The 25,649-nt window shown below is 61.3% G+C and carries 27 protein-coding genes; 16 read left to right on the forward strand and 11 right to left on the reverse strand.

Going from position 1 to position 25,649, the window contains the following annotated elements:
• Window positions 1-214: 214 nt before the first annotated feature.
• Window positions 215-532, reverse strand: coding sequence for a helix-turn-helix domain-containing protein (locus FJ948_RS21735; protein ID WP_140708001.1), 318 nt, complete (start codon window positions 530-532; stop codon window positions 215-217).
• 367 nt (window positions 533-899) lie between these two features.
• Here FJ948_RS21735 and FJ948_RS21740 point away from each other — a divergent pair, with 367 nt between their 5' ends.
• Entirely contained in the window at window positions 900-1,109 is a 210-nt protein-coding gene (locus FJ948_RS21740; protein WP_140708003.1) for a hypothetical protein, read from the forward strand.
• Window positions 1,110-1,191: 82 nt separating this feature from the next.
• On the opposite strand, the gene FJ948_RS21745 is transcribed toward FJ948_RS21740, so the two are convergent.
• On the reverse strand, window positions 1,192-1,767 hold the full coding sequence (locus tag FJ948_RS21745) for a recombinase family protein (RefSeq protein ID WP_140708005.1): 576 nt from the start codon (window positions 1,765-1,767) through the stop codon (window positions 1,192-1,194).
• A gap of 473 nt (window positions 1,768-2,240) precedes the next feature.
• Here FJ948_RS21745 and FJ948_RS21750 point away from each other — a divergent pair, with 473 nt between their 5' ends.
• The 3 genes from FJ948_RS21750 to FJ948_RS30360 are packed head-to-tail and all read left to right on the forward strand — an operon-like array spanning window position 2,241 to window position 6,100.
• Complete coding sequence (locus FJ948_RS21750; RefSeq protein WP_140708007.1) at window positions 2,241-2,726, forward strand: hypothetical protein; 486 nt, start codon at window positions 2,241-2,243, stop codon at window positions 2,724-2,726.
• The gene (locus FJ948_RS21755) at window positions 2,727-4,079 is read left to right on the forward strand and encodes a hypothetical protein (RefSeq protein WP_140708009.1); all 1,353 of its coding nucleotides are present in this window, start codon (window positions 2,727-2,729) and stop codon (window positions 4,077-4,079) included.
• Window positions 4,079-6,100, forward strand: a complete 2,022-nt coding sequence (locus FJ948_RS30360) for a hypothetical protein (RefSeq protein ID WP_181173764.1) — start codon at window positions 4,079-4,081, stop codon at window positions 6,098-6,100. Before FJ948_RS21755 ends, FJ948_RS30360 begins: the two co-directional genes overlap by 1 nt.
• Window positions 6,101-6,130: 30 nt before the next feature.
• On the opposite strand, the gene FJ948_RS21765 is transcribed toward FJ948_RS30360, so the two are convergent.
• The gene (locus FJ948_RS21765; protein WP_140708011.1) at window positions 6,131-6,367 is read right to left on the reverse strand and encodes a hypothetical protein; all 237 of its coding nucleotides are present in this window, start codon (window positions 6,365-6,367) and stop codon (window positions 6,131-6,133) included.
• Between the two features lie 85 nt (window positions 6,368-6,452).
• Here FJ948_RS21765 and FJ948_RS30365 point away from each other — a divergent pair, with 85 nt between their 5' ends.
• Entirely contained in the window at window positions 6,453-6,599 is a 147-nt protein-coding gene (locus tag FJ948_RS30365) for a hypothetical protein (protein WP_181173765.1), read from the forward strand.
• A 31-nt stretch (window positions 6,600-6,630) separates the two neighbouring features.
• Here the strand turns inward: FJ948_RS30365 and FJ948_RS21770 are convergent, their stop codons facing one another.
• Window positions 6,631-7,032 carry a hypothetical protein gene (locus tag FJ948_RS21770; protein WP_140708013.1) on the reverse strand — a complete coding sequence of 134 codons (402 nt, stop codon included), beginning with the start codon at window positions 7,030-7,032 and terminating at the stop codon, window positions 6,631-6,633.
• Window positions 7,033-7,342: 310 nt separating this feature from the next.
• On the opposite strand from FJ948_RS21770, the gene FJ948_RS30940 reads away from it, so the two are divergent.
• Window positions 7,343-9,712 (forward strand): collagen-like protein, encoded by a 2,370-nt coding sequence (locus FJ948_RS30940; protein ID WP_140708015.1) that lies wholly within the window; start codon window positions 7,343-7,345, stop codon window positions 9,710-9,712.
• Between the two features lie 290 nt (window positions 9,713-10,002).
• On the opposite strand, the gene FJ948_RS21780 is transcribed toward FJ948_RS30940, so the two are convergent.
• Window positions 10,003-10,464 (reverse strand): hypothetical protein, encoded by a 462-nt coding sequence (locus FJ948_RS21780; protein ID WP_140708017.1) that lies wholly within the window; start codon window positions 10,462-10,464, stop codon window positions 10,003-10,005.
• 279 nt (window positions 10,465-10,743) lie between these two features.
• Here FJ948_RS21780 and FJ948_RS21790 point away from each other — a divergent pair, with 279 nt between their 5' ends.
• Window positions 10,744-10,983, forward strand: a complete 240-nt coding sequence (locus tag FJ948_RS21790; protein WP_140708021.1) for a hypothetical protein — start codon at window positions 10,744-10,746, stop codon at window positions 10,981-10,983.
• Here FJ948_RS21790 and FJ948_RS21795 read toward each other — a convergent pair.
• The 4 genes from FJ948_RS21795 to FJ948_RS21810 form a co-directional block, all read right to left on the reverse strand.
• Entirely contained in the window at window positions 10,961-11,680 is a 720-nt protein-coding gene (locus tag FJ948_RS21795; RefSeq protein ID WP_140708023.1) for an SOS response-associated peptidase, read from the reverse strand. The two genes, FJ948_RS21790 and FJ948_RS21795, sit on opposite strands and share 23 nt — an antisense overlap.
• 46 nt (window positions 11,681-11,726) lie before the next feature.
• Window positions 11,727-11,948: a DUF768 domain-containing protein gene (locus FJ948_RS21800; RefSeq protein ID WP_140708025.1), complete on the reverse strand. Its 222-nt coding sequence runs from the start codon at window positions 11,946-11,948 to the stop codon at window positions 11,727-11,729.
• A 24-nt stretch (window positions 11,949-11,972) separates the two neighbouring features.
• Complete coding sequence (locus tag FJ948_RS21805; protein WP_140708027.1) at window positions 11,973-12,206, reverse strand: hypothetical protein; 234 nt, start codon at window positions 12,204-12,206, stop codon at window positions 11,973-11,975.
• A gap of 205 nt (window positions 12,207-12,411) precedes the next feature.
• Window positions 12,412-13,296 (reverse strand): ATP-dependent DNA ligase, encoded by an 885-nt coding sequence (locus tag FJ948_RS21810; RefSeq protein WP_140708028.1) that lies wholly within the window; start codon window positions 13,294-13,296, stop codon window positions 12,412-12,414.
• 122 nt (window positions 13,297-13,418) lie between these two features.
• On the opposite strand from FJ948_RS21810, the gene FJ948_RS30725 reads away from it, so the two are divergent.
• The 5 genes from FJ948_RS30725 to FJ948_RS21835 all read left to right on the forward strand — a co-directional run bounded on the left by FJ948_RS30725 (window position 13,419) and on the right by FJ948_RS21835 (window position 15,721).
• Window positions 13,419-13,868 (forward strand): hypothetical protein, encoded by a 450-nt coding sequence (locus FJ948_RS30725; RefSeq protein ID WP_246677577.1) that lies wholly within the window; start codon window positions 13,419-13,421, stop codon window positions 13,866-13,868.
• 36 nt (window positions 13,869-13,904) lie between these two features.
• Window positions 13,905-14,249 carry a hypothetical protein gene (locus FJ948_RS30730; protein WP_246677578.1) on the forward strand — a complete coding sequence of 115 codons (345 nt, stop codon included), beginning with the start codon at window positions 13,905-13,907 and terminating at the stop codon, window positions 14,247-14,249.
• 10 nt (window positions 14,250-14,259) lie between these two features.
• Window positions 14,260-14,508: a hypothetical protein gene (locus tag FJ948_RS21825; RefSeq protein WP_140708030.1), complete on the forward strand. Its 249-nt coding sequence runs from the start codon at window positions 14,260-14,262 to the stop codon at window positions 14,506-14,508.
• Window positions 14,509-14,510: 2 nt separating this feature from the next.
• On the forward strand, window positions 14,511-15,326 hold the full coding sequence (locus tag FJ948_RS21830) for an excalibur calcium-binding domain-containing protein (RefSeq protein ID WP_246677579.1): 816 nt from the start codon (window positions 14,511-14,513) through the stop codon (window positions 15,324-15,326).
• Window positions 15,327-15,478: 152 nt separating this feature from the next.
• On the forward strand, window positions 15,479-15,721 hold the full coding sequence (locus FJ948_RS21835; protein WP_140708032.1) for a hypothetical protein: 243 nt from the start codon (window positions 15,479-15,481) through the stop codon (window positions 15,719-15,721).
• A 15-nt stretch (window positions 15,722-15,736) separates the two neighbouring features.
• Here the strand turns inward: FJ948_RS21835 and FJ948_RS21840 are convergent, their stop codons facing one another.
• The gene (locus FJ948_RS21840) at window positions 15,737-16,978 is read right to left on the reverse strand and encodes a site-specific integrase (RefSeq protein ID WP_140708034.1); all 1,242 of its coding nucleotides are present in this window, start codon (window positions 16,976-16,978) and stop codon (window positions 15,737-15,739) included.
• A 966-nt stretch (window positions 16,979-17,944) separates the two neighbouring features.
• On the opposite strand from FJ948_RS21840, the gene FJ948_RS21845 reads away from it, so the two are divergent.
• A complete protein-coding gene (locus FJ948_RS21845; RefSeq protein WP_140708036.1) occupies window positions 17,945-18,313 on the forward strand; it encodes a hypothetical protein in 369 nt (122 codons plus the stop codon).
• Window positions 18,314-18,401: 88 nt separating this feature from the next.
• On the opposite strand, the gene FJ948_RS21850 is transcribed toward FJ948_RS21845, so the two are convergent.
• Window positions 18,402-18,617 carry a hypothetical protein gene (locus FJ948_RS21850; RefSeq protein WP_140708038.1) on the reverse strand — a complete coding sequence of 72 codons (216 nt, stop codon included), beginning with the start codon at window positions 18,615-18,617 and terminating at the stop codon, window positions 18,402-18,404.
• Between the two features lie 313 nt (window positions 18,618-18,930).
• Here FJ948_RS21850 and FJ948_RS21855 point away from each other — a divergent pair, with 313 nt between their 5' ends.
• The 3 genes from FJ948_RS21855 (at window position 18,931) to FJ948_RS21870 (ending at window position 25,344) form a co-directional block, all read left to right on the forward strand.
• Entirely contained in the window at window positions 18,931-19,842 is a 912-nt protein-coding gene (locus tag FJ948_RS21855; protein ID WP_140708040.1) for a DUF2865 domain-containing protein, read from the forward strand.
• Between the two features lie 120 nt (window positions 19,843-19,962).
• Complete coding sequence (locus tag FJ948_RS21860; RefSeq protein ID WP_140708042.1) at window positions 19,963-20,199, forward strand: hypothetical protein; 237 nt, start codon at window positions 19,963-19,965, stop codon at window positions 20,197-20,199.
• 600 nt (window positions 20,200-20,799) lie between these two features.
• Window positions 20,800-25,344 (forward strand): PAS domain-containing protein, encoded by a 4,545-nt coding sequence (locus FJ948_RS21870; protein WP_140708046.1) that lies wholly within the window; start codon window positions 20,800-20,802, stop codon window positions 25,342-25,344.
• Window positions 25,345-25,649: the final 305 nt, after the last annotated feature.

Below are 25,649 nucleotides of genomic sequence, written 5' to 3' on the forward strand. Positions count from 1 at the left end.
ACGCTCCAGATTTCAACAAAGTTCATGCCAGGCTCGCCCGCATGCGCCGATCTAAGTGTCCGGCACCATGCGTGCCAGTCGGATAGCTCGTCCAGCGGGACCACTGTCTGCATTAAAAGCATGGCCGCATCGGCTTCCGGAACTTGATTGGCGTCCAGCCAAGACCATTTTGCCGCACCGAGTTGGTCCAAGGCATACCTGTGGCGGTGCATTGCTATTTTCCTTTTTCCTTCGCTCGCCGTTCTCTTTCGAACTGCGAATTCTGGCGAGCCATGAAGATACGTCTCGCGAGTACGGCAGGATCCTCGAGCGCTGGCTTCGCACTCTTTTCCGGCTTCGTAGCGATCGGTTTCGCCTGGCGCTTTATGCCTTCCAGGTATTTTTCCAGATCGGCTGCTTCGATCAGCACGGGCCGGCCGGGGAGGTAGGCCAGTTGCCCGGTGAACCGCAGCCGCTTCACCTTCGCTACGGAGCAGCGCAGTCGCTCGGCGACCTCTTCCTGGGTCAGGAGTGTGGAGGCATCAGTCTTCATTGTTCAGCCTTTCGGCACCATGACGAGTAAAGTGTGTTGCGTGGCTCGCGGTTTGTCAAGAAGTAGTCGAAGTATGAATTTGCCGTTGATTGTATGTCGATTGTATGTTGAGCAGTTCTACACTGATCAACACAAGAATTCATGAAACATTTTTCCTGATTAACCTTGATTATAGTTTCGGATTGCGCTTTATTGTGTATGGGTTTAGCGACCCACGCACGCGGTTGGGAAGCATCCGACAGGCTTCAACCCGCTGATAGTTGGTCCAGGGGCCGCGCGGCATGTCCAAGGCATCGCCTAAAACCGCGCGGAACCGTCGTGCGGTTCGCTAACCCCTGGATTCAACCCTTTAGCGAGGTAATGCACCGTGACGAACGTAATCTCCTTCACCACCAAACAGCCGATCATCAGCGACGAAGCATCGTTCGAAATTCTCGAATGGGATGATCCCGTCATGCGCAATTACACCCGTGAGATAGGCCGCGTGACAGTCGACGGCCTCGTGCCGATCGCATTGGCCGAACGGATGAGAGCGATGTGCGACGAATGGAATGAGGGTCGGCACGCGGCCGGCTAAAAGCGAGCTTCGCGAAATCGCACAATCCGAAGAAAAGGGCGCCAACGCGGCGCCCTTTTTCGTTTATCCTCGCTACGGACTTTCAGGTTTTGCCGGCAGTGGCGGCGGCTAAGGCCTTCTGGACGGTCGCCTTGCTAAAGCCGACCTGAGCAGCAACCTTCCGAATGCTCATCCCGTCAGCGCTCAACCTGGCGATCTCGGCCTTGACTTCGGGGGTTACCAGAGCCGGTCGGCCGCCGGTCCTGCCTTCAGCCTTTGCCCTGGCGATGCCTTCCAATTGCCGCTCTTTGCGCAGCGCCGTCTCAAATTCTGCAATGCTGGCGAGGATGCCGAACACCAGCTTTCCCGTTCGCGTGGTTGTATCAAGCGAAGCGTCGTCCACCACCCTGAAGCCGACACCTTTGGCGTTCAACCCTTCGACGATCTCGTGGAGGTGTCCCGCCGATCTCGCCAGCCGGTCTAGCTTGGTCACCACCAGCGTATCTCCCTCGCGGACGTAGTCCAGGCACTTCGCCAGTTCGGGCCGCTCACGATCTAGACCGGACTGCTTCTCATTGAACACCTTGGTGGCGCCGGCGGCCTTCAGCCGCTCGACCTGGGTGTCATAGTCCTGCCCTGTCGAGCTCACCCGCGCGTATCCAATCACCTTGCCATCCACTTCCGTACCCTTTCGTCTTTAACTATCGTGTCCACACCATTAGTGTACGCGAAGTGTACAGTCAACGGCCCGTCGTCCAGAAAGTGTACGTTAATGTACATGGGGCCGACTGTGCGCATCGATCGCTGCCCACAGCGAGGGTCGACCATCGGGCCGGCCGCCCGGGTGCCATACCCCTGGCATTAGTCGCTTCGCCAGGGCCAGAACGCCGGCGACACCCAGCAGAAATTTGCGATTTTCCCGAACTTTTGGACATCCTGTCAGTCCGTAGCAAGCGTTCCAAAAAGCACCGGATGGGCTGGCCATCGCTGCCGAAATCGGGTAAATTGAGAGCCGCCGGAAAACACGCGGAAACTCGGGCAGTTCGCATCGCCGCAGGCGGAGCCTGCAAAACGTCAACGGAACCTCTCCACAGCCGAAATCCTGATGCGAAGTTTTGCTTCGCCTGGCGTGGAAGTTTCGAGGATTACGCGATGCAGCCTTCCGAGCCGCTACCTAATCAACAAGACCAGATCGCCCGCGACAGCCTCCAGCATGCGCTAGCGCTGTTCAATCGCGCCGCTGAACCCAACCTCGCACTTGCGTGTGGAGTGTTGGCGTTGCGTTCTCTCATCCACGCCGCGACTTGGCACCCCGACTTGCCGACGGTTGCAAAGGACGTGGCCCCTGCATTGCAGGCCGCAATGAGGTCAGCCGCCCCTCACATCCAGCAAATGGCGGCTGGCATCATCCCGTCCGGGCATATCGATTACGCCTTGGGATGCGCAACGTATCTGCTGTCGGCCTCGCCCGGAGACGATCGGGCCAACCGAATGGACTTCGCCAATATGTTCGCGGCAGAGCTCGCCTTGTTATTCCACCAAAACCAAATCCGGCTGCGAGGCGATCCTTTGTTTATCGACATTCTTGACGATCGTTGGAACCCCACAGCCCGCCCCGTTACCGAGTGGAGACACTAAGTGCCCATACGATCTTCGCAATTTTTCAACAATCCGCAGTTTGCTCAAGCGGCGTCGAACCTCGCTTCGCTGTTCGAGCCGCCGAGCGGCGCGGACGCTGCCGGCTGGGCCGAAGCCAATGCAAAAAAGCAGGTTGCAAGTCAGCTTGCCCAGCAGTTCGACTACATCACCAATCCGGCGAACCAGGCCGCGCCCGACTATCAACGGCGAGCGGATAGCTACATGCTGGCTACCGGCGGGATCAACCCGACCCAAAGCTTCTTCGCGCAAAACCAGAACGATGCCACGAAGCGCCGCGGCGACGATATCACGGCGGCAACGTCGCGCGCCAACAACGCCGACGACAATGCCCGTGCGCTCGAGGTCGGCCAGCTTGGCGGCCTTGCGGACTTTTACAAGCCGGTGGGCGAAGGTGAAATCCGTCCCGCAATTCCGCAGGACGTCGCAGGCCGCTTCGGCGTTACCCGCGAACTGCCGGCAGATCAGGGTCGCGTGAAGCCGCTGACCGACGATCAGTTGAAAGCGGCCATTCTCGGCCAGATGCCGCAAAGTGCGCAGGAGGCTGCGGCCTTCGGCAACACGCCGGTCGAGAACGTCGTTACGCCGAATGGCCCGCGTATCGCAACCCGGCTCGATGCGATCGGCCAGGAGCCCGTCATTGCAAAGGGCCAAACGATCAACGTCGGCGGCAACAACGACATCGGCACCATCCCGGCCGGGATGCAAGTTATTCGCGACGGTCAGGGCAACGTCACCGGCATGAAGCCGATTCCGGGCGGACCCGCCGCGAAGGCTGATGCCGACAGCGCCGCGCAGGTCGCCGCCAAGAGCCAGACGCGCAATGCGTCGGCCGACATCGTCGTCGATGACATCGATCGCGCGCTGGCGAATATCGATGCAAGCCCGATGCTGAACACGGGTGTGGGCGCCGCGGTCACAGGTGCCGTGCCAGGAACCCCGGCGTTCAACACGAGCGCCTTGATCGACACCGTCAAGGCTAATGCCGGCTTCGACAAACTGCAGGCGATGCGCGAAGCGTCCCCGACGGGCGGCGCCCTTGGTGCTGTTTCCGACGCAGAAAACCATATGCTGCAGGCGGCCATCGGCAACCTGAACACGTCGCAGAACACCGAACAGCTTCAGTACAATTTGAAACGCGTGTCGAACATCTATCGCGACATCATCGATGGCCCCGGCAACGGCCAGCGCTACGATCTCAAAACGGGCGCGCTAGTCGGTGGTCCCGCACCAGCCCAACGATCCGGCCTGCCTGGCACTGCTGACGGCACGATCATTCAGAATTCAGCCGGCGACAAGATGGTGCGTCGCGGCGGCAAATGGGAGCCGATGTAATGGCTGATGACCTCCCGCCCGGTTTCCGCATCGTTTCCCAGCCCGGCAGCGTTCCGCCGGCCAGCCCCATGGGGCCGTTTCCCGGTATGCTGGAACAGGGCAACATCGATCTGAACGCACGCCCGATCGTCAAAAACGCCGATGGCTCCTACAGCACCGTGCGATCGATGTCGTTCGGCGATGACGGCGGTCGCGAGATCCTGGTGCCGACCGTGTCGCCTGACGGCAAGATCATGAGCGACGGCGCCGCTGCGGACCTGTACGGCAGCACCGGGCAGAACCTTGGCAAGTTCGACACGCCAGCCCATGCGGACATGTACGCCGAAACGCTCCATAAGGCCCAAGACCAGCATTATGGCGCGCAAGTGGCGCAACCACCCGCTGATGATCTGCCGCCAGGCTTCAGCATCGTTTCGCAGCCGCAAGCGCCACAGGGCGTCAGCCAACCGGAAGGCGTTCCGACGTACGTCCCGCCCGGCGTGGAAGGCTACGACCCGAAAACGGGCGAGGCCCAGCAATATGGCAAGGCCGGTTCAGCAGCGATGGGTGCCGCCGATGCGACGACGTTCGGCTTCGGTGACGAACTGGCGTCCTATCTCGCCAGCACGTTTTCGGGCATTCCACGCGATCAGGTGCTGTCGGAGATGCGCGGCGATGCCGCCAAGGCGCAAACCGACAACCCAAAGTCTTATCTCGCCGGCGAGGCCGGCGGCGGTTTGGCCCAGGCGGCCGTGACTGGCGGCGCCGGTTTCGGCTTGAATGCGGCCCGTGCGGGCGGCACGCTCGGCAGAATTGCACTCGGCGGCGCGGCTGACGGTGCGATCTATGGCGGTGCGCACGGGGCCGGCTCAGCGGACGGCGATTTCATGGGCCGGCTACGTGGTTTGCTGACTGGCGGCACGATCGGCGCAGCCGTCGGCGGCGCGGCGCCCTACGTGACGTCCGCACTCGGCAGCGTAGCCCGCAAGATCATCAGTCCGTTCGCGTCGACGCCCGAACGTGAAGCCGCAGTCGACGTGCTCGCCCGCGAAGGCGTTCCTGTCACGGCCGGCCAGCGCACTGGCAGCAACGCGCTTCGCTACGCCGAAAGCGAGCTGGGCGGATCGAAAGCCGCGAACATGGCCGAAAAGCAGGGCGAAGCTTTCACCGACGCGGCTATGCGCAAGGCCGGCGGATCCGGCAGGGCTACGCCCGACAACATGGCCGCTTTGCGGGATACACTCGGCCAGGAATTCGAATCGATCTCGCAGCGGAACACGCTCACGGCGGACCCGCAGCTAGGCAACGATATCGGCACCACGCTCAACCGCTACGACAAGTTGCTCGAGGCGCAACAGAAGCCAATCATCAACGGACTGGCCGACGACATCGTCCAGCGCCTTCAGGCGAACGGCGGCAAGTTGCCGGGCGCGGAATACCAGACGATCCGCTCCGATCTGTCGCGAGCCTCCAATTCTACGGGCAATCAGACCCTGGCCGCGGCCTTTCGTGGCCTTCGCGATGCACTCGACGGCGCTATGGACCGGTCGATCAGTCCGGCCGACGCCGCGCGCTGGGGTGAACTCCGGGGTCAGTACGGCAACATGAAGGTGCTGCAGCGTGCATCCGTTGGTGGGGGCGGAGACGCTGGCCTCGGGATCATCTCGCCTCCGCAATTGCGCATGGCCGCAGCATCAGGCAACCGGGAAGGTTTCTCCACCGGAGGAAGTGATTTCACCGATCTGGCGAAAGCCGGGCAAGCCGTCATGAGCAAGCTGCCGAACTCCGGTACCGCTGCGCGCGCGGCAATCCGCAACGTCGGCATACCGTTGTCCGCCGGCATCGGCGGTGTCGTCGCCGGCATTCCCGGTGCTATTGCCGGCATGGCTGTGCCGCGTGTCGCTGGTCGCGTTCTGATGTCGGGGCCCGGTCAGGCGTATGTCGGCAACCAAGTGGCCGCAGGATCGACTGACCCGGTAACGAACGCTGTACTTGCGGTCCTGGCGCGCCAGGGAGCTATTCCTGCGGTCACGGGGGAATAGGGTTCGATCGTGAAGCACCCCGCCGCGCCCTTACTGGTACGGATTGTCTTCGCTAGGTCGGCCAGGGTTCGCCAGATACCAAAGACGTTTGTTGGCCTCGTGAAGCTGGATCTGCATGTGAACCATGCTGCGGTAGAGCGCGTAGAAGCATGTCGCGACGAAGACTGCGGCGAGCGTGTACCGACCCCCGAACTCGTAGACGTTCACAGCCTGAGCTCCGCCAAAAAACACGGAGAGTGGCAAAACAGAACCGATAAATTCACCCACGCCCCACCCCCGATTATCTAAATCGGCCACAATATCGGCAGCACCGAAGAGTTCAAGCTCGCCGGCGGCGCAGCAACCTCAAGCCTTGGCCGACATGTTCATCGACCCGCAGGCGGTCGAGCTTATCCGAAACGCGAACAACCGCGGCGCCAGGATCGGGATCGGCGAAGCGCTGGGCCGCACCGCGGCGGAAGCAGGAGGGACGATGTTCGGTCCGCAGACCAACCGGTAAGGCCAACTGCGTTCGGGTCGTCCATCCACAATCAAGGGTAGTTGCGTGGTTTCGGAGCGGGTGGTGTAGGCTTCTGGAACACGATCCCGCACTTCTTCACGGTCGATGCATCTTCGATCGCCTGCATCTCGCCCTTCAGCCGAGCGACTTCCGCTGCGGAGGCTCCATCACCATTCGCGAAGAATAGCGCCGGCCAAAAGATGATGACGCCAACGGCAACAACGGCTGCGTCTTGGCCCGCCTTTTTGTTCTGGACGCCTGCAGCCTCGGCGGCTCGCCTTGATATGTTCGTGGCTTCCAGAGCCAGCTGCTCGCACGTCAGATTTTGGTATAAAATCGGCGAAACATAGCTCGCGGTAATTTTTTCAGGCGGTGTGGCGCACCCGCAAAGCAACATGGCAGCGCTGAGCGCTGCGCATTGAAAACTGTTCATCCCCCAAGCCCCTCCCCAAGGCATGAGGGCGATAATGCATATTCAACCCAGGCTTACAAGACGACAAGATCAGTAAACTGGTGATTGTCACTCTGGCCCGGCAAAGTAGAGCGTCTAGGTTCCATTTTCATCGGCTCCGTGATATTGTCGATTTGCCGGAACCGCGCAGAACTCGGGTATCTGCACCAACCGCTTCGGGATCGCCGGAGCCAACGTCAACCGACTTCCAACCAGCATCTCAAAACGTGTCGCGCGGAGCCTGGCTCGAGCGCCGCGGTGCTATCTGGAAGCGACGTTCTGGTGCATCCGAATGGCCTCTCCGACGAAACCCAAGCTCACCTATTCATACGTAGCATTCCAACAGGAACAGCAGCAAAACCCATTTCCCGGAACTCAATTGCAGGCGGACCTTGCCGAGCTTACTCGGGCCGCCGGCGACACGATCGACGCACTGGCCGACGTTCGGCGGTCCGATGGCAAGCTGCAGAACCAGAGCGTCACGCCGGACAGTCTCACGCCGGCGACGCTGGCGCTGATCACCGGCGAGGGTGCTACCGGCCCGACAGGGCCTACCGGACCGGCTGGCGTCGGTGCGACCGGCCCGACGGGCCTGACCGGTGCCACAGGGCCGTCTGGCGCCGCGGGCGCGGTCGGAGCGACGGGCGCAACCGGCCCGGCGGGAACGAACGGCAGCAACGGCGCCGTCGGGGCGACGGGACCGACCGGTGTCACCGGCCCGACCGGGCCTACCGGTGTCACGGGGTTGACCGGTGCGACCGGTATTACCGGGGTGACAGGCGTTACGGGACCAACCGGAGCGACCGGTCCGGTGCCGAGCGGCTTCCCGACGCCGGCTGCGTCCACGTTCCTGCAGCGCGACGCGGGGAATACGGCCTATGTGGCGTTGGCCGTCGATAGCGCCCGGCTTGCGCTTGCGGCGCCGGTCTACGTCGCCACTCGCGCGGCGCTGAAGGCGCTCGACACCACTAAGGACACGACCGCGCTTTTCGACGGCTCGATCTGGCGGTTTCTGGCCGGTAACTATTCGGCCCTCGTCACCGCCGATACCCAGGAAGGGTATGTCGTCAAGGCGACGGCGATTGCGTCGACAGTAGGCGCGTGGGTCAGGTCGACCGCGTTTCACACCCCGGAAATGTTCCAGGCGATTTCCGACTGGACGGGCACGGCCGGCACCAGCACCAACAACGCCACGGCATTGCAAAAGATGTTGGACGTGGCCAAGCTGACCGGCCTGCCGATGGTCATCTCTGACGGCCCCGGCTTCTATTGCAATGCGACGCTTTCCGTTTCGAATCTTGATTTCGTGATGTCGGGCGCTTTCGGGGCAAGCCGGATCGTCTTCGGGACCAGTGCGACAGACGGGCTTGTAATCACACAGGACAATTTTGAACACGCGACCCACATCCTGAGCCTGACCATCACGACGCTCGGCCAGGAAACCGGCGCCGGGCTCAAGGTCACATATTCGAACACCGATAGCGTGAACAACCGCAACCAGCCTCGTTGTCTGCTGAAAGACCTCGACATTCGGGGAGAAACGCTCTCGGCAGGCTGGCAGGACGGCATCAAGGCTACCGATGTTCACAACCTGAGCATCATCCGCCCCTGTATCAATGGGCGCCGCGACTTGGGGTTCACCGACAAGCGCAGCTTCAATTTGATGCGCTACGGGCTATACCTGACCAACACCTCTGGCGCATTCCCGTCCGACCTCAATATCGAATGCCCTCGTATCTACAGCTGCCAGGTTGGCATTTATGGCGACGGCGAGGGGTCGGAAGGCATAAAGATTGATCGCCCTGAATTGGTCGGTGTGATCACCGGCGTCAGCACGCGACACACAACAACGCGGCCTTTGGTTCAGGTGCGCGGTGGCCATATCAACTGTTTTGAGTTCGGCATTGACCTGAAGAATTCGCCGCAGTCCGTCATAGCCGACATGCTGATCTACAAGATCCAGCTTACGAACACGGACACCATTGCCATAAAGCTCGACACTTGCGATTTTTCAACCATCGGGCCGAACGTAAGATTGATGAACCAGGGCACCGACAAGGCCACAAATGGCGAGTGGGATGGTATCCAGATAATTAGTTCGAACTACTTCAAGATCGAAGGCCCCGAGCAGGAACGCCCCTCTCGCACCGTGGCAATTTCAGGGACGAGCACAGGCGGCGAGACCCGAGACATCCGCACCTATGGAGTCTATACAGGCGCAACTATTGCGCCCTATCTAGACACGTCATCCGGGGTGAATTCACGTTTGGGAGGGAACAGAAAAGTCGTTTCCGCGACCAACGGCGCAGTGACAGTAACGAGCGGCAACACGACGGTCGCAACCTCGGGATCGCTCAACGTCAATAAGGGTGAGCGCTTCCTTGTTCATGGCATGATCAACACCAGCAAGGGTGCGACGGCTGGCGATTTCCTGACTATTCTCACCAAATCAGGCACGGCCACCGCTGTTTTCAACGACAGCCGAGCGAGTCTCATTCAAAGGGCACAGCAGGCTATCAGCGGCAACGTTTCCCACATCGTATCGGGCGTCATTTCGGTGACCGCGAGCGGCACGCTGACCATCAATCTGCAAGGCAACTCGCAGGGGAGCAATTCCGACGTTCTTGCTGGCGATGGTCAATTGACCGTTGAAATGTTGTAAGGTCAGCGCCGCAGCCGCCGCCAAGCCCGAACCACTCGCCATGCGGTCTTAATGGCTGGCTTGGACCCGGATGCGATGAGAAAACGCTGGAGCCGAAGCGTAGTTTTATAACGGCGCCCGACACACTCACGTCACCGACGCCTTCAGTTCCTGCGCCTTCACCAACAAAATCGCCAATTTCTGCGGGATGATGAAAGGCTGCGGTCACACGGTTTTTCTCTACGCCGGCGAGCAGAACACCGCGCCGTGCGACGAACACATCGTCTGCATCGACGAGGCCACGCGTGAGCCTAGTTCCGTGGCAACTTGTGAATCTCCAGCCGCACTGGCCCGCCACGATTGCAACTCGTGCAGACAAGCGCTCGTTCAACCGTGCTGAATAGCGCGTCCTTGCCATATCGGCGGATCAGCGCTGCCGCCTTTACCGGGGCATGATGGGAGCAATTCTTGCACCATGCCCGCAGCGTGTGCCACTCGCGCAAATCCCCGAGCGAGACGTCCAGACCCGCGTGAATGCTGCCATCGATAATCGTCTGTGGTGGGATTTTCACTTCGCCAGGCGTTACGATTTTTTCCATGACGTGGCGGCTGTTGTAGTGGATCAGCAGCATGCCTGGCCGGCGCCGGATCGCTGCCTGCCAAGCCGCCTGACTGACCATCGCGTCCGGCGATCGAGATATTGTTTCGAGATGGGTCTTTTCCTCCCGGTCCCAAACCTCGATCCTGAAATTGTCCTCGGCCGTGTCCGCCATCTGGCCCTTATCCACCACGCGTCATGAGAACGAATAAGGAACAAATTCCTTGCCCGTCAAGCCGTCTTGTGGAATCTATGATGCATGAGTGACGAGCCTGCCAAACTTGCCGACGGCATGACGCCGGCGCCGCGAGAGCGTGCCAGAGTGCTGGGCCACATGTGTGAGCACGCAGGCTGTTTGAAGCACGGAGGCTTCGGCTTTGCTCGGGCTCGGCAGGAGTCGCACTGGTTCTGTTTCAAGCACCGGGATGACGGCGAGCGTTACTTGTGAGGCAAGATGGCGAAGCGACCAAAAACCCAGATGTTGCCGGCAGTTCGTGGTTGCACGATCGACATGGATGGCGATGAGCCGAGACCGACCAGATGCATCGTCGGGCTGTTGACGGAGGACGGCGTCACCCAGTTCGCCCTTAGTAAGCAAGGCGCCAGAACCATGATGCTGGCCCTTCAGACCTTTCTCGACAGGGTCGACGCTCCGAAGCGTGATGCGGCCGTCAAACGTCAAACAGATCAGTAGGCCCGCGGCCGAGCTCGTCAATGATGTCGGGAGTGTTGTTCCGCGGCGAGCCGACCTTACTGTCGATCGGCCACATCTTCATCAGATCCGAGGGGAACGGCTTCATCAGGTCGCGAGGATCCGGTTCAGGCCCAAGCCAGCGCATGTAATCCGACGGCGCCAGGATGACCGGCATGCGGTCGTGGATTGTCGCCATCAGGGAGTTTGGCTCACAAGTTGCGATGGCGAATGTCCGGATCAATTCGCCCGTCACTTTGTCGGCATACTCTTCCCAGATGCCTGCCATGGCGAAGGGCTGATCGTCCTTCATGGCGATGGCGTAGGGCTGCTTCTTCTTCCCCGAGGCGTCGAGCTTCTGCCATTCAAAATAGCCGTCGACAGGCACCAGGCAGCGGCGGGACGCGTAGGCCTTGCGGAACATGCCATTGCTGGCGATGGTCTCGCAGCGGGCGTTGACGGGCGGCGGCCGGCCGCCACCATCCCGCGCCCAGCCCGGCACCAGACCCCAGCGCGCCGAGACAAAGCCCGCCATGCTGGTCGATAGTTCCTCACGGACGATGATCGGATAGGTCAGGCTCGGCGCGCCGTTCCAAAGTGGGAAGCTGTTTCCCAGCCGTTCGACCTCGCCAGGATGAGCGAACTCGAAGCGGCGAACCATGTCGGGGATTGTGGTCTTGACAAAAACACGTCCGCACATCGCTAAAAGATAGGGACGCGCCCGGCCAGAGTCTACATTGGGACGGCTATTCTATCGCGCCGCCCTCTTGATTGCTGACAGCCTCCGCCATAACGGCGAAGACGCTGTCGACCTCCTCGTCGATCTCGCGGGGCGGGATGCCGGCCTTTATCGCGTCGGCAATAGCTTGATCCGCAAGATCGGTGAGCAGGCCCGGATCGGCGGAAGCTCCCTCAGGGATGTTTTCGTCCATCCATTTGTAGAGAAAGTCGATGGCACGCGTGCTCATGCCGCGATAAGTTCGAACGGCTCGTTAGGTTCCCGACTTGTTCACGGCAACTTCGTCGAACTCCGCCTCGATGCTATTGCTCACAGGCTTCTGGGCAACGGCTCCGTCCAAAGGCTCTCCATCGAACCCCTTAAGCCACGCGTCGGCCTGCTCCTGCCAAAACTCGGGCACGGCGCGCTCCTTGCCGTCCTTGCGCGCCTGGACGCCGTACATCCAGGCATAGTTGGCGCGCTCCTGGTCTTTCTTGGCGACAGGCATTGATCCTCACTCCTTACGGTCATGCGGCCGGACAACGTAAGCGAAGGTCCGCTTTTCTCCCTTCGTCTCGGTCACGCGCAGCCAGTCATTTTCCGCGCACCTGAAAGTGACCGGCTGACCAAGGTGAACCTCAGCCGCTTTGAATGGCAACGATGCCATGACCATAGCAGTCGACACGACCGATGAACCGGCCATGACCTCTACCCTATACTGTGCCACCTTTCCCTCGTTTATCTTCCCAGAAGTCCACCAGCTTTGCGTGGCGGAGATCCTCCTCGCCCTTCAGCGTTCTGACCCGGCCGACCAGACCGGGCTTCAGCCATTCGGCCTTGTCCTTCTTCTGGCCCTTTGGCACTGGCCCGCCGACCTTGCCTTGCACGCGGTCCCACAGGGCCTTTCGCTTGTCGGCCTTGAACGCGATGAAAGCGCCGCCCCTGTACCGGCCGGCGTCCGCCATGAGCACCTGTGCGGCGTTACCCGGTTCCCGCTTCACGCCGATGATATCCATATCCTTCTCTTCAAAGCACTTGATCTTGCGCCACTGATTGGTCGGCCCGCTGCGATAGACGCTGCCTTCCTGTTTCGACACCATCCCTTCGAGATTGGCCTTGTCGACGAGGTGGAAGACGGCGTCGCCAGTGCCAGGCATAGCCTCGCTGAACTGGATGCGTCCGCCTCCCAGGATCACGCCATGCAGGATCTCGCGCCGATCTTCCACGGGCATGGAGCGCAAGTCGTGGCCGTTGAGATGGAGGAGATCGAACGCGACTAGGTACAGATCAGGTGACGGCCGGCGGCCACTGACCGCCGCTTGCAGGGCGTGGAAGTCCGACAGGCCGGCATCATTGATCATGATGGTCTCGCCTTCGAAGATGAAGGTGTCGGCCTCGATGCCGGCGGCTTCTTCGGCGAGGAACCTATATCGGCCGGTCCAGTCAAAGCCGCGCTTGGTGTAGAACCTGATGCCGTCTTCATCCTTGATGACCTGGGTGCGGTAGCCATCGAATTTGATCTCGTGAATCCATTCATCACCCTTGGGAGGGTCGTCGTACAGTTCGGGCTCCATCGGCCGAATGAACTTCAAACGCATGCACTGAACTCGTGGAACGACGATTCAATCAGCTTTGGCTAAAATAGTTCCGAAACTGCAAACGGCATGCCCGATGCAACAAAGCTGAGTGCGCCACGTTGCCACCCACGGGAGTGGCGACGATGACGAAGTACCAGGTTGAAGAGATCGATGACGACACGGTTGTGCCATTTGGCGTAGTCGTGGCGGATGATCCCATGAAGGCCGCCGAAGCGGCGGCTGGTGGTAAAAGGGTCTCGCCGAGGGCGCTACAGGATCACTGGTTCCGTGTGGTGGATGAGGCGCAGGCCGCCGTTTACGAGTACAGCTTGGCTGGCTCCGACGAGCTCCCAGACCCAGAATGGACGGAGTTGTCGGACCTTGGCCCGCCGATCCTTGGCAGGTTGCATGGCGGCGAGCCCGCCAACGACGGCGTCGATCACTTCTATACGTGCGCTGAATGTGGCCAGAGCGTCGACACGCGTGATCTAAGACAGGTCATGTGGCATGAGGTGCCGGGTCACAGCCGTATCGAAGCGGAGCCAGCTCCCGCTTCATGTTCCCTGGGGGAGCCAGATTCGACAAGAAATTAGAAAGCGCGCATACTCATCAATAATCGGGGATAGTTGATGCGCTTTTTTCTCGAGGCAGTGATCTTGCCTGCCGTATTTCTGTCAGGTTGTTCAGCCGATTACTTAAACCATTACGATGGTGTCACTTTGGCCGCTGGAGACGCAAATCACGCTAATGCGCTCATGCAGACGGTCGACCCATTCAATCCAAACAGTCAGAACACCCACATCGAAGGCGATGGCCAGCGAGCGGCAGCTATAGCAGCGGCCTATCGCAGCAGGCCGCCCGCCACCGTCGCGGCCGGTTCCAAGGGCAACTGCCCGACGGACAGCAGCACTGCCTCGGACGGTTCGAACTGCGGCAAGCGGTCCGCCGAGAGCCGCCCCGGCGGCGCTAATTAAGCAAGAGGGATTGGGATTGGCCATCCGATATCAAATCTACTCGCGCCCGCACCTCAACGCAGATGGCGTCCACGGCGCATGGCTTTTTGTGCTTTCACCAATCCTGAACGGCTTGGCATGGTGGTGGTATTTCGGCCAGCCGGGCATGTGGCCCCTGATCGCTATCGGCGCGACGGCCGTCGCCTTCCTTGGCGGCTTCATTCTACTTCTGGTGGGGCGTGACTACGACAGCAAGGTCGACGAGATAGGCGGAAGCTGAACGTGGGCCAATCCCGCTACGACAACCAGTCTGATCAATGGCGCAAGCGGCGACGGGCGCGTTTGCTTGCGAGCATTCCGAAGCGGCTGGTATTCGTAACTGTCGCTGCGGCCGGCGCCCTGGCCGCGCAGACGCTCATGCATCACAGCGATCGTTTGCCGGAGCTAAACCTGTCGAACTTGACGGGGCCGAAGCCGGCGCCGATCGTGGGTGTCGCTTCAGTGATTGACGGCGACACAATCGAAATCCACGGACAGCGCATCCGCTTCAACGGCATCGACGCGCCGGAGAGCAACCAATATTGCGACGACGCCAAGGGTTTCGAATATCCGTGTGGCCGGCGATCGGCCGAAGCGCTCGACACCTTCCTGGCTGCCTCGAGGCCGGCGCAATGCACGTTCGTCGATTGGGACCGCTATCACCGCTTCGTTGGGGACTGCCGGCGCGCTGATGACGTCAGCGTCGCCGCCTGGATGGTCGAGCACGGCCAGGCTCTGGATTGGCCGCGCTACAGCCATGGCGCCTACAGCGCCCAACAGGCGACTGCCGAGGCGGCCAAGATAGGTGTGTGGGTCGGCAAGTTTCAGGCGCCTTGGGAGTGGCGCGCAGTGCATGCCGACGGCGCGGCGCCATCGCGCCAGCCGCTCGGCATCGTCAACCGCAAGCTCGTCGCGCAGAGCGGCTATTCGTGCGAGCCGCGGCGAACGTGCAAGCAAATTGGTTCCTGCGACGAAGCTCAATGGTACCTGCAGAACTGCTCGTGGGGTGGGAGGCTGGATCGGGACGGCGACGGTGTGGCGTGCGAAAGCCTATGCTGAAGTGCAAGATTCCAGCAAACTTAACTCGTTTCAGTCAAGAATATTTTTGCTCCGATTAGTGATCACTTTTTCGAGAGGTCTGGCGGTTCGCTTCCTAAATCCTCTTGTTCAGTATATTAGATCCTGGAAACGTAATACGAATGGAGGAAGCAATGTCTATAAGCGTTAATGCCTCAGATAAGCAAGGTGGAGTTGACGTTCCGACAATGGAGGAATTCAACAATTTGGTTAGACGCGTGGCGGAACTTGAGGCAGGTGTTATCAAGACCACCGACAAGATTTCTCTGATGGCGCAGGGCGAATTACTTACTTGGATTACTCAGGGTGGCGAGGTAAAGTCGCGCGCCACCGACTACATACCACAATTTCAGGGGTGGACTGTTGTAAGGCGCTGAAACGGCATAAGAGCGTCAGATATCAGGTGCCAGCTGCCTTATGATGTCTGCCACATAAGACGGCGCCAGATGCGCGTAGTGCTTCTCTGCCATTCTGGTGTCGCTGTGGCCAAGCGCTTCGGCGACGACGATCAGCGGTGCGCCGTTGCGGACCATCGTGCTGGCGTAGGTGTGTCGGATTTCGTGCAGCGTGACATCGGAGAGCCTCGCTTTGGCGAGCAGAACCTTCCACGGTCGATTGTAGGTAGACGGCGCCCATGCTGCGCCGCTTTCCTGCCGGAGCAGTGCGTCGGTGCCAGGACGGTCGCTGGCGAGCCGTTCGAATAGCTCAGCGCCGCCCGCAGGCACCGGGATGTGGCGCGGCTTGCCGCTCTTGCTCTCTGCGACGAAAACCGATTTGTTCGCGACGTCGTAGTCCGACACACGCAGCCGAGCCAGTTCACCGAAACGCGCGCCGGTCACCAGAGCGGCAGACACGAGATCCCGAATGGCGCCGTTGCTGGCGGCGATGAGCGCCTTCTGCTCGGCAGGCGACAGAAACCGGACACGCGCGGCCGTCGTGCCGCGGTAAGGCTTCACCAGACGCCACGCAGTGTCATCGGTCACGAGCCGATTGTTAAAAGCCCAATTGAGAGCAGCCTTCAGGGTAGTGAGGGTCCTGTTTGCTGTGTCCCGCCGGCGCCGGATCATCTCGGGGTCCGTTAGATCGACTGTAACCGTGTTCGCTTTGCTCGCGGATTTCTTTGTCCGCAGCCGCTTCTGCGCTGTCACCATGCCATCCCGCCAGGCGCGCACCTTTTCGATCGTCAAGTCGGCTACCTTCGCCGAACCCAGCTTTGGCCGAATGTGGAACGCGGCCCGGGTCTTGGCATCGCCGATCGACTTCATACCTTCGGCGCTCCGCGCTTCAAAATACCGGTCGAGAGCGTCGTTGACCGTTAACGCCGCGGGCGCGTTGCTGCCACCTTTCAGCACCTTCAGCCAGGCGCGCGCCGCCTCTTTGGCCTGCTCATGCGACAGGATGGTTGAGCCGTCGGCCGCTACGACGTCGTCGGCGCGCCCCAGCTTGGCCTGAACGCGAGCCCCGTCGCTCGAGCGTGATGCAGCCAGCCATGCGCCGCCGCGGCCATAGCTTCCCCGGCCTCGTCGATACCCCAGCCGCAGGCCAGGATTGATGATCTCCCATTCGGGAGCGTCCGAGTAGGGAAGGGCCGCCCGACTGGTCCGACTTGAAAGAACGCTGCGGCGCTGCGCCATTCTGCCTCCGGGAGTTTTCGTTGCTGATTTCGTTGCAACGAACCCGCTAAAATGCAGATGGTCGCATACACACAATAGCGCACATTGCTCTTGCAAATCAAACGTGTAAGAGCATGCGCAGGTGTGCAGGAAAGTCCAAGTTGTCGCCCTCTCACGGCGGGAACAGGGGTTCGATTCCCCTTGGGCGTACCAAACATCGACGGTCGTTGATCTCCAGGCAGTCGGACTCCTTCGGGCCAGTGCTTGTATGGGCTTGCCTCGGGACCGCGCAATGCCTGCGAGAGCCCTGACGTTCTGTTCTCGAATCTACCCAATTTAAGTCAGGCTGCGGCGCTTGAAAGCCCTGCGATCTCTGGTACTTGCGCTGTGGGGATAGGTTCCGCGGCGACGCGGATTTTGGGTCGGGTACAGTTTGGAATGACCGTTTTGAAAGTGACATGCACGCACTGCCATGGCGGCGGCAAAGTTTTCGATTGCTCCAGATGGCGTGCGTCGAGAGGATATTGCTGCCCGCAAGGGACGCATCAAGGTGGTTGCCCCGGAAAGACCTTGGCGTGCCCGGAATGTGCCGGCGTTGGGACGATGCCGGAAGCCGAGTTCAGGGCCGTCGCCTAGGCTCCGTCCGGTCGCAAAAGATGATGGCCTTCACGGCTATCCGCACGGCGCGATGGAACAGCAGGCACGTTAAGGTTTCGTTTACCAATAAGCTGTCTACTGGAGGCAATTCGCTTTCGACCCGCGACCACGGATGTACTGGCGCATGATCGAGGCGGAAAGGAAAGGTCGGCGCAATGCCGGCCTTTTTGTTTTTCGGGATATGGCTCAGCCAGGCGCCAGGGCGGCTTTGCCGTCGGCCCATTCGAACAACTTTTCGGCAAGGGATATTGCCATTGTCCATGCCGGCTCTACCATCGATCCCAGCAGTCCGCACGGGTTGCCGCGCTGTTCGTGACGATGAGGTTTGCGATGAAACGCGTTGCCAAACTGATGATTGCGGCTGTGATGTCGGCAGGTTTCGTGTGCACATCGGCTGCCGCAACGCTCAACACCATGGCTGATGTCGGGGCAGCGATCCAGTCGTGCTGGACACCACCTGCCGGTGCCGGAGATTCCTCCGTGACGCTGAGCTTCAGTTTCAAGCGCGACGGGACCTTGATCGGTCCGCCGCGGGCGACCGCCGCCAAGGTGGCGGGGGACGAAAAGGCGCGCAAGTCGTTCATCGATGCGGCCGTTGCCGCCGTCACCAGTTGCACGCCGCTGAGTTTATCGCCGAAGCTGTCTCAAGGAATTGCCGGCAACGTGTTCACGCAGCAATTCGTTTCGCCCAAGCCGTAGCGGTATGCCCAAAACGCCTGCATGGAGTAGCTGCAGCTCGGGTGAACTGGAGAACCGGGTCGGGCGTCTTCCTCCTGATCGCCGCCGATCAATGGCTGAGCCGCCGTACCGCGGCATGCCGTGCCAGATCCGGCGCCTCGAAGACATAGTCGCTCCAGGCCGATTCCGGGATCTGCCCGGCCAGATAGCACTCCAGCAACAGGCTTTGCTCGGGATTGAGCGGCCGTGGCGCCCGCTCGTGATCCAGCCCTAGAGAGTGAAAAAGGTTTCTTGTCAGTTCCGAAACCGTGAAGTGGATCGACATCTGCGTTCTCCTCTGCCCTTCAACGCAGCAGGCCGGGCAAAGGTTTCAAGGCCGGACACCGGTAAGGCAGGATTTGTCGCATGGCCCGATGCGTCGGCCTTGGCCTGCGGGCCTATCTCAGTTGTTTTCCGGGTCGTCTCAATCTTGAAATAAAAATGTAATATCGAATTTACAGGCGGGACTATATTACACTAGATAGAAGTCTTTCCGGCCAATAGTCTTAAAATATTAGGTACTGCTCATTTAGTGGTATTTTTCCCAAGTCGAAAGAGCGTGGTTCCGGACTATCGGCAACAAGGATCATGGCGTTCAGATGACCCGTTTCTATGTCTTCATGATGATCGCGCTGGCGATGGTGGCTGCCTCTGCGTTCGGCACGACCTCTTCCTATGCGGACAGTTGCGGTGCGATCAAAAGCCAATTGCTCTCCGCGGGCCGCGGAGGAGGCGTCAGTCCGGCACAGGCTCAGCTTCGCCGCCAGCTTGCTGCAATCCAGGGCCTGGAGAGGCAACGCAAATGCACGGCGCAAAGCGCAGCGGGCGGCTTCTTCAACGCTTGCGCCGACTTGGCTCGAAACCGGACAGAGGTGCAACGCCAGATCGCGGCCGCGTCCAATTCCGGGCGGGACAATTCAGGCCTGCAGGCGCGGTTCGCGGCCCTCGGCTGTTCATCGCAGGCCAGGCAGGAGCGCCCGGCATCGAAGACTCAATCGGCGGCCGGGGCAATATCGGGCGGCAATGCGATGTTGTTTTGTGTCCGCCTGTCGGATGGATATTTCTTCCCCGCGCCGAAGTCGCAATTCGCCGGCAGCGGCGATCTGAAGGAAATGGCCGATCAATGCCGATACATCTGCGACGATCCGGCGGTCGATCTCTACACGCTGAGCGATATCAGCCAGGAAACCGACAGCATGGTGTCGCTCGATACGCGCAAGCCGTATACCGAACTGCCGACCGCTTTCCGCTACCGTGACGACGCCGATTTCAAGGCCTGCGAGGTCAAGCGTTATTACCAGCGGGTTGCGGAACTGAGGGCGAGGACGGTGACGCCGACGAACATGACCAACGCCATCATCCCCTTGCCTCAGCCCAAGCCGGACCTCGGCGACGTCGCGGCAATCCCAAAATCGGATACCGAGGTTTCTGGTGCCGCCCAGCTGCAGGCGATCGAGGCCGACAAGCGAACGGTCCGCGTTGTCGGTCCAGCCTTCTTTCCGGCTGAATGATGGCAAGCGTTTTCGAGCGGCGTCTCGATGAAACCTGCCGCCCGCCTGCTGGAGCCACGATCCAACTGGAACAGGGGCGTGCTGCCAACGTTGTGGTCGACATCAGGCAGGAGAAACGCCATGGCCACGTTCAGGGAAATGAGGGTTCTGGAGATCGTCGAAGACAGCGCGCTGACGTCCGATCAGAAAATCGCCGAATTGCGCAAGATCGAATCCGAGGCGCGCGGGCTGCAGCGGGCGGCGTCGGAGAGCCCGATGGGCGGCGATGACGGCTGGCAGGACGATCTGCGCCAGGTCCGGCTGGCGCTCGACAAGCTCGGGGCAAAGGAACCGAGAAAAGGCGCGGCGTCGCTTTAGGGACAGGTCTCCCCCAGAAGCTTGTGGCGGGGCCTGGAGAGCAACTCCGGCGAGAGGCGTGTAACTAATCGCAGACCATGCGAACCCTTTGGCCGGGCGCGCTCACATTCCTGCATGCCAATTGTTTCTCGGGCGCCGACGGCGGTGCCGAGGGCTGTGATACCCTGGTTCGATATCGCCTGTGTACGGCAGGCTTCCCGGCCTTGCGCTCGGATACTTGTCCAAGTGGCTGCGGCGGCCCGGGAAAGGCACCGTTGTCGATCTGAGGCTGGTAGTCGACATTGGGCGGCGGCCGGTCCCAGAAGCGCCTGGCGTCGAGCGGCCGCGGGATAATCACCGTGCCGTCATAGCTGCGCGAACAACCGCTGCCGAAAAGCAACGCCACGCCCAGCAAAAAAGGCCCGATCCGTCCAGACATAAGCAACACCCCTGGCCTGCTTATAGCGCGGCCTTGCTCCATGCGACAACCGGGCGGAATAACGCAGGAGGAATAGGTCGGTTGCGTCATTAAGGTTAGCGGATCGTTAATGCTTCTGCGGCACATTCCGCCGACGAACCGCGGAGGGAGGGTTCGGCCTTGATTTTCGGGGTGGGGACAGCATGGCGGAAGCGGATGAAGCAATCGGCGCGCGCGGCAAGCGCGGACCCGGCAAGGCGGCCGCGCACGGCGGCGATGGATCGTCCCGTGAGGACATCGACGCGTTTCGCCAGCTCCTTGAAGCGGGCTCGGACTGGATTTGGGAAACCGATGCAGAATTGCGCTTTTCCTGGCTTTCACAAGGTTACCAGGCGGCGACGGGTATTGATCCCGCTGCCGTGCTTGGCCGGTTCCGTTTCGATTTTCTCAGCCAGGTCCTGAAGGGCAAACGCGATGCGTCGGCGCATCTGGAGGATCTGCAGGCACGCCGGCCGTTCCGCGACTTCGTCTACGAGCTGAAGGGTGGTCGTGCCGACTGCCGCTGGGTGCTGACGTCGGGTTTCCCACGGTTCGACGATGAAGGAAAATTCTCCGGCTATCGCGGCATCGGTCGCAACGTCACGGCACTGGCCAGCGCCTTCGAGGACATGGAGCCGGCGGCGGGGGGCGAGCCCGCCCAGCATCTTGCCGATCTCGAGCGGACGATGGATGCCATGCATATGGGCGTCGTGTTGCTCGATGCTCGCCTCGACACATTGATCGTCAACAAGGCCTATCGCGACCTTTCCAGGATCCCGGACGGTACCGTCAGCGTCGGCGCTCCGTTCAGCCTGTTGATGGAACTCAACCGCCGCAACGGCATCTATGGTGACATCGACGAGCCGCAATGGCAGCGCTACCTCGCCACGCGCATCGAGGAGATTCGTGGCGGTTCCGTCGCGCCTCGGGAGTTCGTCCACGCCGATGGGCGGACCATGATGTTCTCCGTCACGCCTCTTTCGGAAGGCAAACGCCTGCTGACCTACTATGAGGTCACCGAGGTCAAGCGCCGGGACGCCGAGATCGAGAATGCCAATGCCAAGATCGCCGAGACTTTCGCGGATCTGCGCACCATGGTCGACCAGATGCCGATCGGCGTCCTTGTCGTCGATGCCGACATGCGCACCGAAATCATCAACCGTGCCTTTTACGATTTCTGGCAGATCGATGCCCGGCGCGCCGAGATCGGGTGCAGCTTCCGCGACCTTATGGAAGCCAGCCGCGACATCGACCCGTATGGTTCCGAAGACGCGGCATGGCAGCGGCACATTGCCGAGCGCGAGGCCGAAATCAGAGCCGGCAAGGCCGGATCGCGGCAATTCCCGCGCAATGACGGCCGGACGCTGATCTCGTCGATGGCGCCGCTGGGCGCCGGCAAGCGCCTCATCTCCTATGTCGATGTCACCGACATGAAGGACCGCGAGGCCGAACTCGCCGAGGCGTTGGAAAAGGCGCGGCTGGCGGAGGCGGTGATCAACGGCGTCAAGGATCCGATCTTCGTCAAGGACGACAATCTGCGCTTCGTCTTCGTCAACGAAGCATTCGCGTCGTTGTTCGGCCAGACCCCGCGAGCCATGCTTGGCAAGGCGGGCGGCGATTTTCTCGGGCCGGCCGAAGTCGCGCTGTTTGAAAGCAGCGAACGCGACGTGCTGGCCAGCGGGCGGCAGTACGAAGTGGAAGAAAGCTTCGAGGCGGACGGCGCCAACCGTTCGCGCATCGTCAGGAAGAACCGCATCGGCATGGCGAGCGGCCGCAATTATGTAGCCGGCTTCCTGTTCGACATTTCCGACATGAAGCGGCGCGAGATCGAGGCGCAGGACGCACGCAAGCATCTCGCCAGCGTGCTGGAATCGCTGCCGGCCGCCGTGATCATCTACGACCGTGACGACAATTTCGTCTTCGCCAACCACAAGCTGCAGGACACGCTGCCGGCGTTGAAGCCGGCATGGCAGTCGGGCCGCACCTTCCGCGACGCGCTCGCGCTCGGTCATTCGGCCGGCTATTTCCGCTCGAGCGGCGATCCGCGGATCGACGCGCTCTATGACACCGATCGCGATGCCTGGCTGGATGGCATTCTCGCCCGCTATCGCCTGCCCAATTCATCCTATGAGCGCCTCAATGCCGACGGCCGCTGGTACCAGGTCTACGACATGCGCACCGATGACGGCACGTTCATCGGCGTGCGTGTCGACATCACCGAGATAAAGAGCCGCGAGGCGGCGCTTCGCGACTCGATGCGCCAGATCGATCTCTTCCGGCACGTCATGGACGAGCTGCCGGTGGCCGCCTTCATCAAGGCGCAGGATCTGAGCATCGAGTTCGTCAACAAGGCCTGGTGCGCGCTGACCGGCCTCGCCAAGGACGATGTCATCGGCCGGACCGATCGCCAGCTGTTCAGCGGCGAGGAAGCGGAGGGCTTCAGCCAGGACGACACCGATGTCGTGGTGAACGGCAATGTGCGCGAGGTCGAGGAGCCGGTCACCCATCGCGACGGAACGGTGCGGCAGTTGATGACGCGCAAGAGCCGCCTCGTGGCGACGGACGGATCAGTGCATCTGGTCGGCTCCAGCACCGACATCACCGACGTCAAGGCGCGCGAGCGGGCGCTTGAAGACAGCATGCGCGAGAACGAGGTGTTTCGCAGCCTGATCGACAACGTGCCGGTGTCGATCTACGCCAAGCGCTCCGATCTCAGGCAATTCTATGTCAACAAGGGCTGGTGCGATCTCACCGGCTTCAGCAAGCAGGAGGCGATCGGCAAGACCGACGTCGAGATTTTCGGGCCGGATGGCGAGGCCTTCGTGGCCAGCGATCTCGCCGTGCTGCGGACCGGTGAGACCCAGGAGATCGAGGAAACGGTGAGCCTGCCCGACGGCAGCGTCAGGCATCAGTTCGCCCGCAAGGGCGCAATGATCGCCTCCGACGGTTCCCTCTACCTGATCGGTTCGACTACAGACATCACCGAACTGAAGCAGCGCGAGGCCGAACTCAGCGAGGCGCGCCAGCGCGCCGTGCTCGCTGACCGCGCCAAGTCTGAATTCCTCGCCAATATGAGCCACGAAATCCGCACGCCGATGAACGGCGTGCTGGGGATGGCCGAGCTGCTCGCCAAATCCAATCTCGATCCGAAGCAGAAGACGTTCACCGACATCATCGTCAAATCGGGCAACGCGCTGCTCACCATCATCAACGACATCCTGGATTTCTCCAAGATCGATGCCGGCCAGTTGGTGCTGGACCCGGCGCCTTTCAATCTTGCCGAGGCGATCGAGGACGTGGCGACGCTGGTGTCGACACGGGCCAAGGAAAAGGATCTCGAACTCATCGTGCGCATCGAGCCGCGGCTCGAAAGCCTGTTCATCGGCGATGTCGGCCGTATCCGGCAGATCGTCACCAACCTGCTCGGCAATGCGGTGAAGTTCACCGATGAAGGCCACGTGCTGGTCGATGTGACCGGCGAACGGGTTCCGACGGGAACCAGGCTGACGATCTCGGTCACCGATACCGGCATCGGCATCCCCGAGGAAAAACTGAAACTGGTGTTCGAGAAATTCAGCCAGGTCGACACGTCGTCGACAAGGCGCCACGAGGGCACCGGGCTTGGCCTTGCGATCACCTCGCGGCTGGTCGACCTGATGGGCGGCGACATCGGCGTCGAGAGCGCCGAAGGCAAGGGGTCGACCTTCTGGTTCACGGTGACGCTGCCGGGGGCCGGGCAGCAGAACGGGCAACGCATCACGCCGGTGGACGTGACCGGCGCACGCGTGCTGATCGTCGACGACAATGCCGTCAACCGGGCCATCCTGACCGAGCAGATGACCTCGTGGACGTTCGATTCCTGCGCGGCCGAAAGCGGCGCCGAAGGCCTCAAGGTGCTGATCGCCGCGGCAGCCTATGGCGTGCCGGTCGACTGTGTCGTGCTCGATTACCAGATGCCCGGGATGAGCGGCGCCGAAATGGCGCGCATCGTGCGCAACACCGAGGGCCTCGCCGACACGCCGATCATCATGCTGACCTCGGTCGACCAGTCGCTTGCCAACACCAGCTATCGCGATCTCGGCATCGATGCACAGCTGATCAAGCCGGCGCGTTCTTCGGTGCTCCTGGAGACCCTGGTCGCGACCATCCAGCGCCATCGCCACACCACGGGCGGCCAGGCCGTTCGGCAGCCGGCGGGCGAGACGATCGAGGCTTCCCGGCCGCCGCCTCTGGCGCTGTCCGAGCAGCGCGCGCAATTGCAGCCGCCGCCGGTTCGGCCCAGGCTGCCCGCCATTGGCGGCGACGGGCACAGGCTGGATATACTGGTGGCCGAGGACAATGAGGTGAACCAGATGGTCTTCACCCAGATCCTCGGCGAGACCGGCTATGGTTTCGAGATCGTCGGCAATGGCCGCAAGGCGCTGGACGCCTTCGGCAAGCTCAATCCGTGTATGATCCTGATGGATGTCTCGATGCCGGAGATGAGCGGTCTCGAAGCGACGGCCGCGATCCGCCGCCTGGAGCAGGAGACGGGCACGCATGTGCCGATCGTCGGCGTCACCGCGCATGCGCTCAAGGGCGATCGCGAACGCTGCCTGGAGGCAGGCATGGACGACTATCTGCCCAAGCCGATCAGCCCAAGGGCCCTGCTCGAGAAGGTCGAGCGCTGGGTCGGCGCCGGCCGCGAGGCCCATCGCAACGCGGGATAGCACCCGCGTCGCTCGGATTGCCGGGTTCACGAGGCAAATCCAGGGAATCAGCGGGGATGTGCCGCTACCGCCGCGTGCAATGACTATGGTGCGATCGCGCCATATCAAAGACAGTGACCAGCCGGGACAATGGCGAAATCGAATCCGCTCTTCTCGGTTACGGGCGGGAGCAGCGACCGCCAGCAAGAAACAGCGTCACTCTACCCCAACGGACCTGTTTTTGGCGATGGCCCGGCCATGATACGCTCTGGCTTGGAGCAACGCGCTCCCGTCCGGATTTTCTTCACTTTGGCAAGTCCCGTCAA

The organism is Mesorhizobium sp. B2-3-12 (genome assembly GCF_006442205.1).
GTDB lineage: Bacteria > Pseudomonadota > Alphaproteobacteria > Rhizobiales > Rhizobiaceae > Mesorhizobium.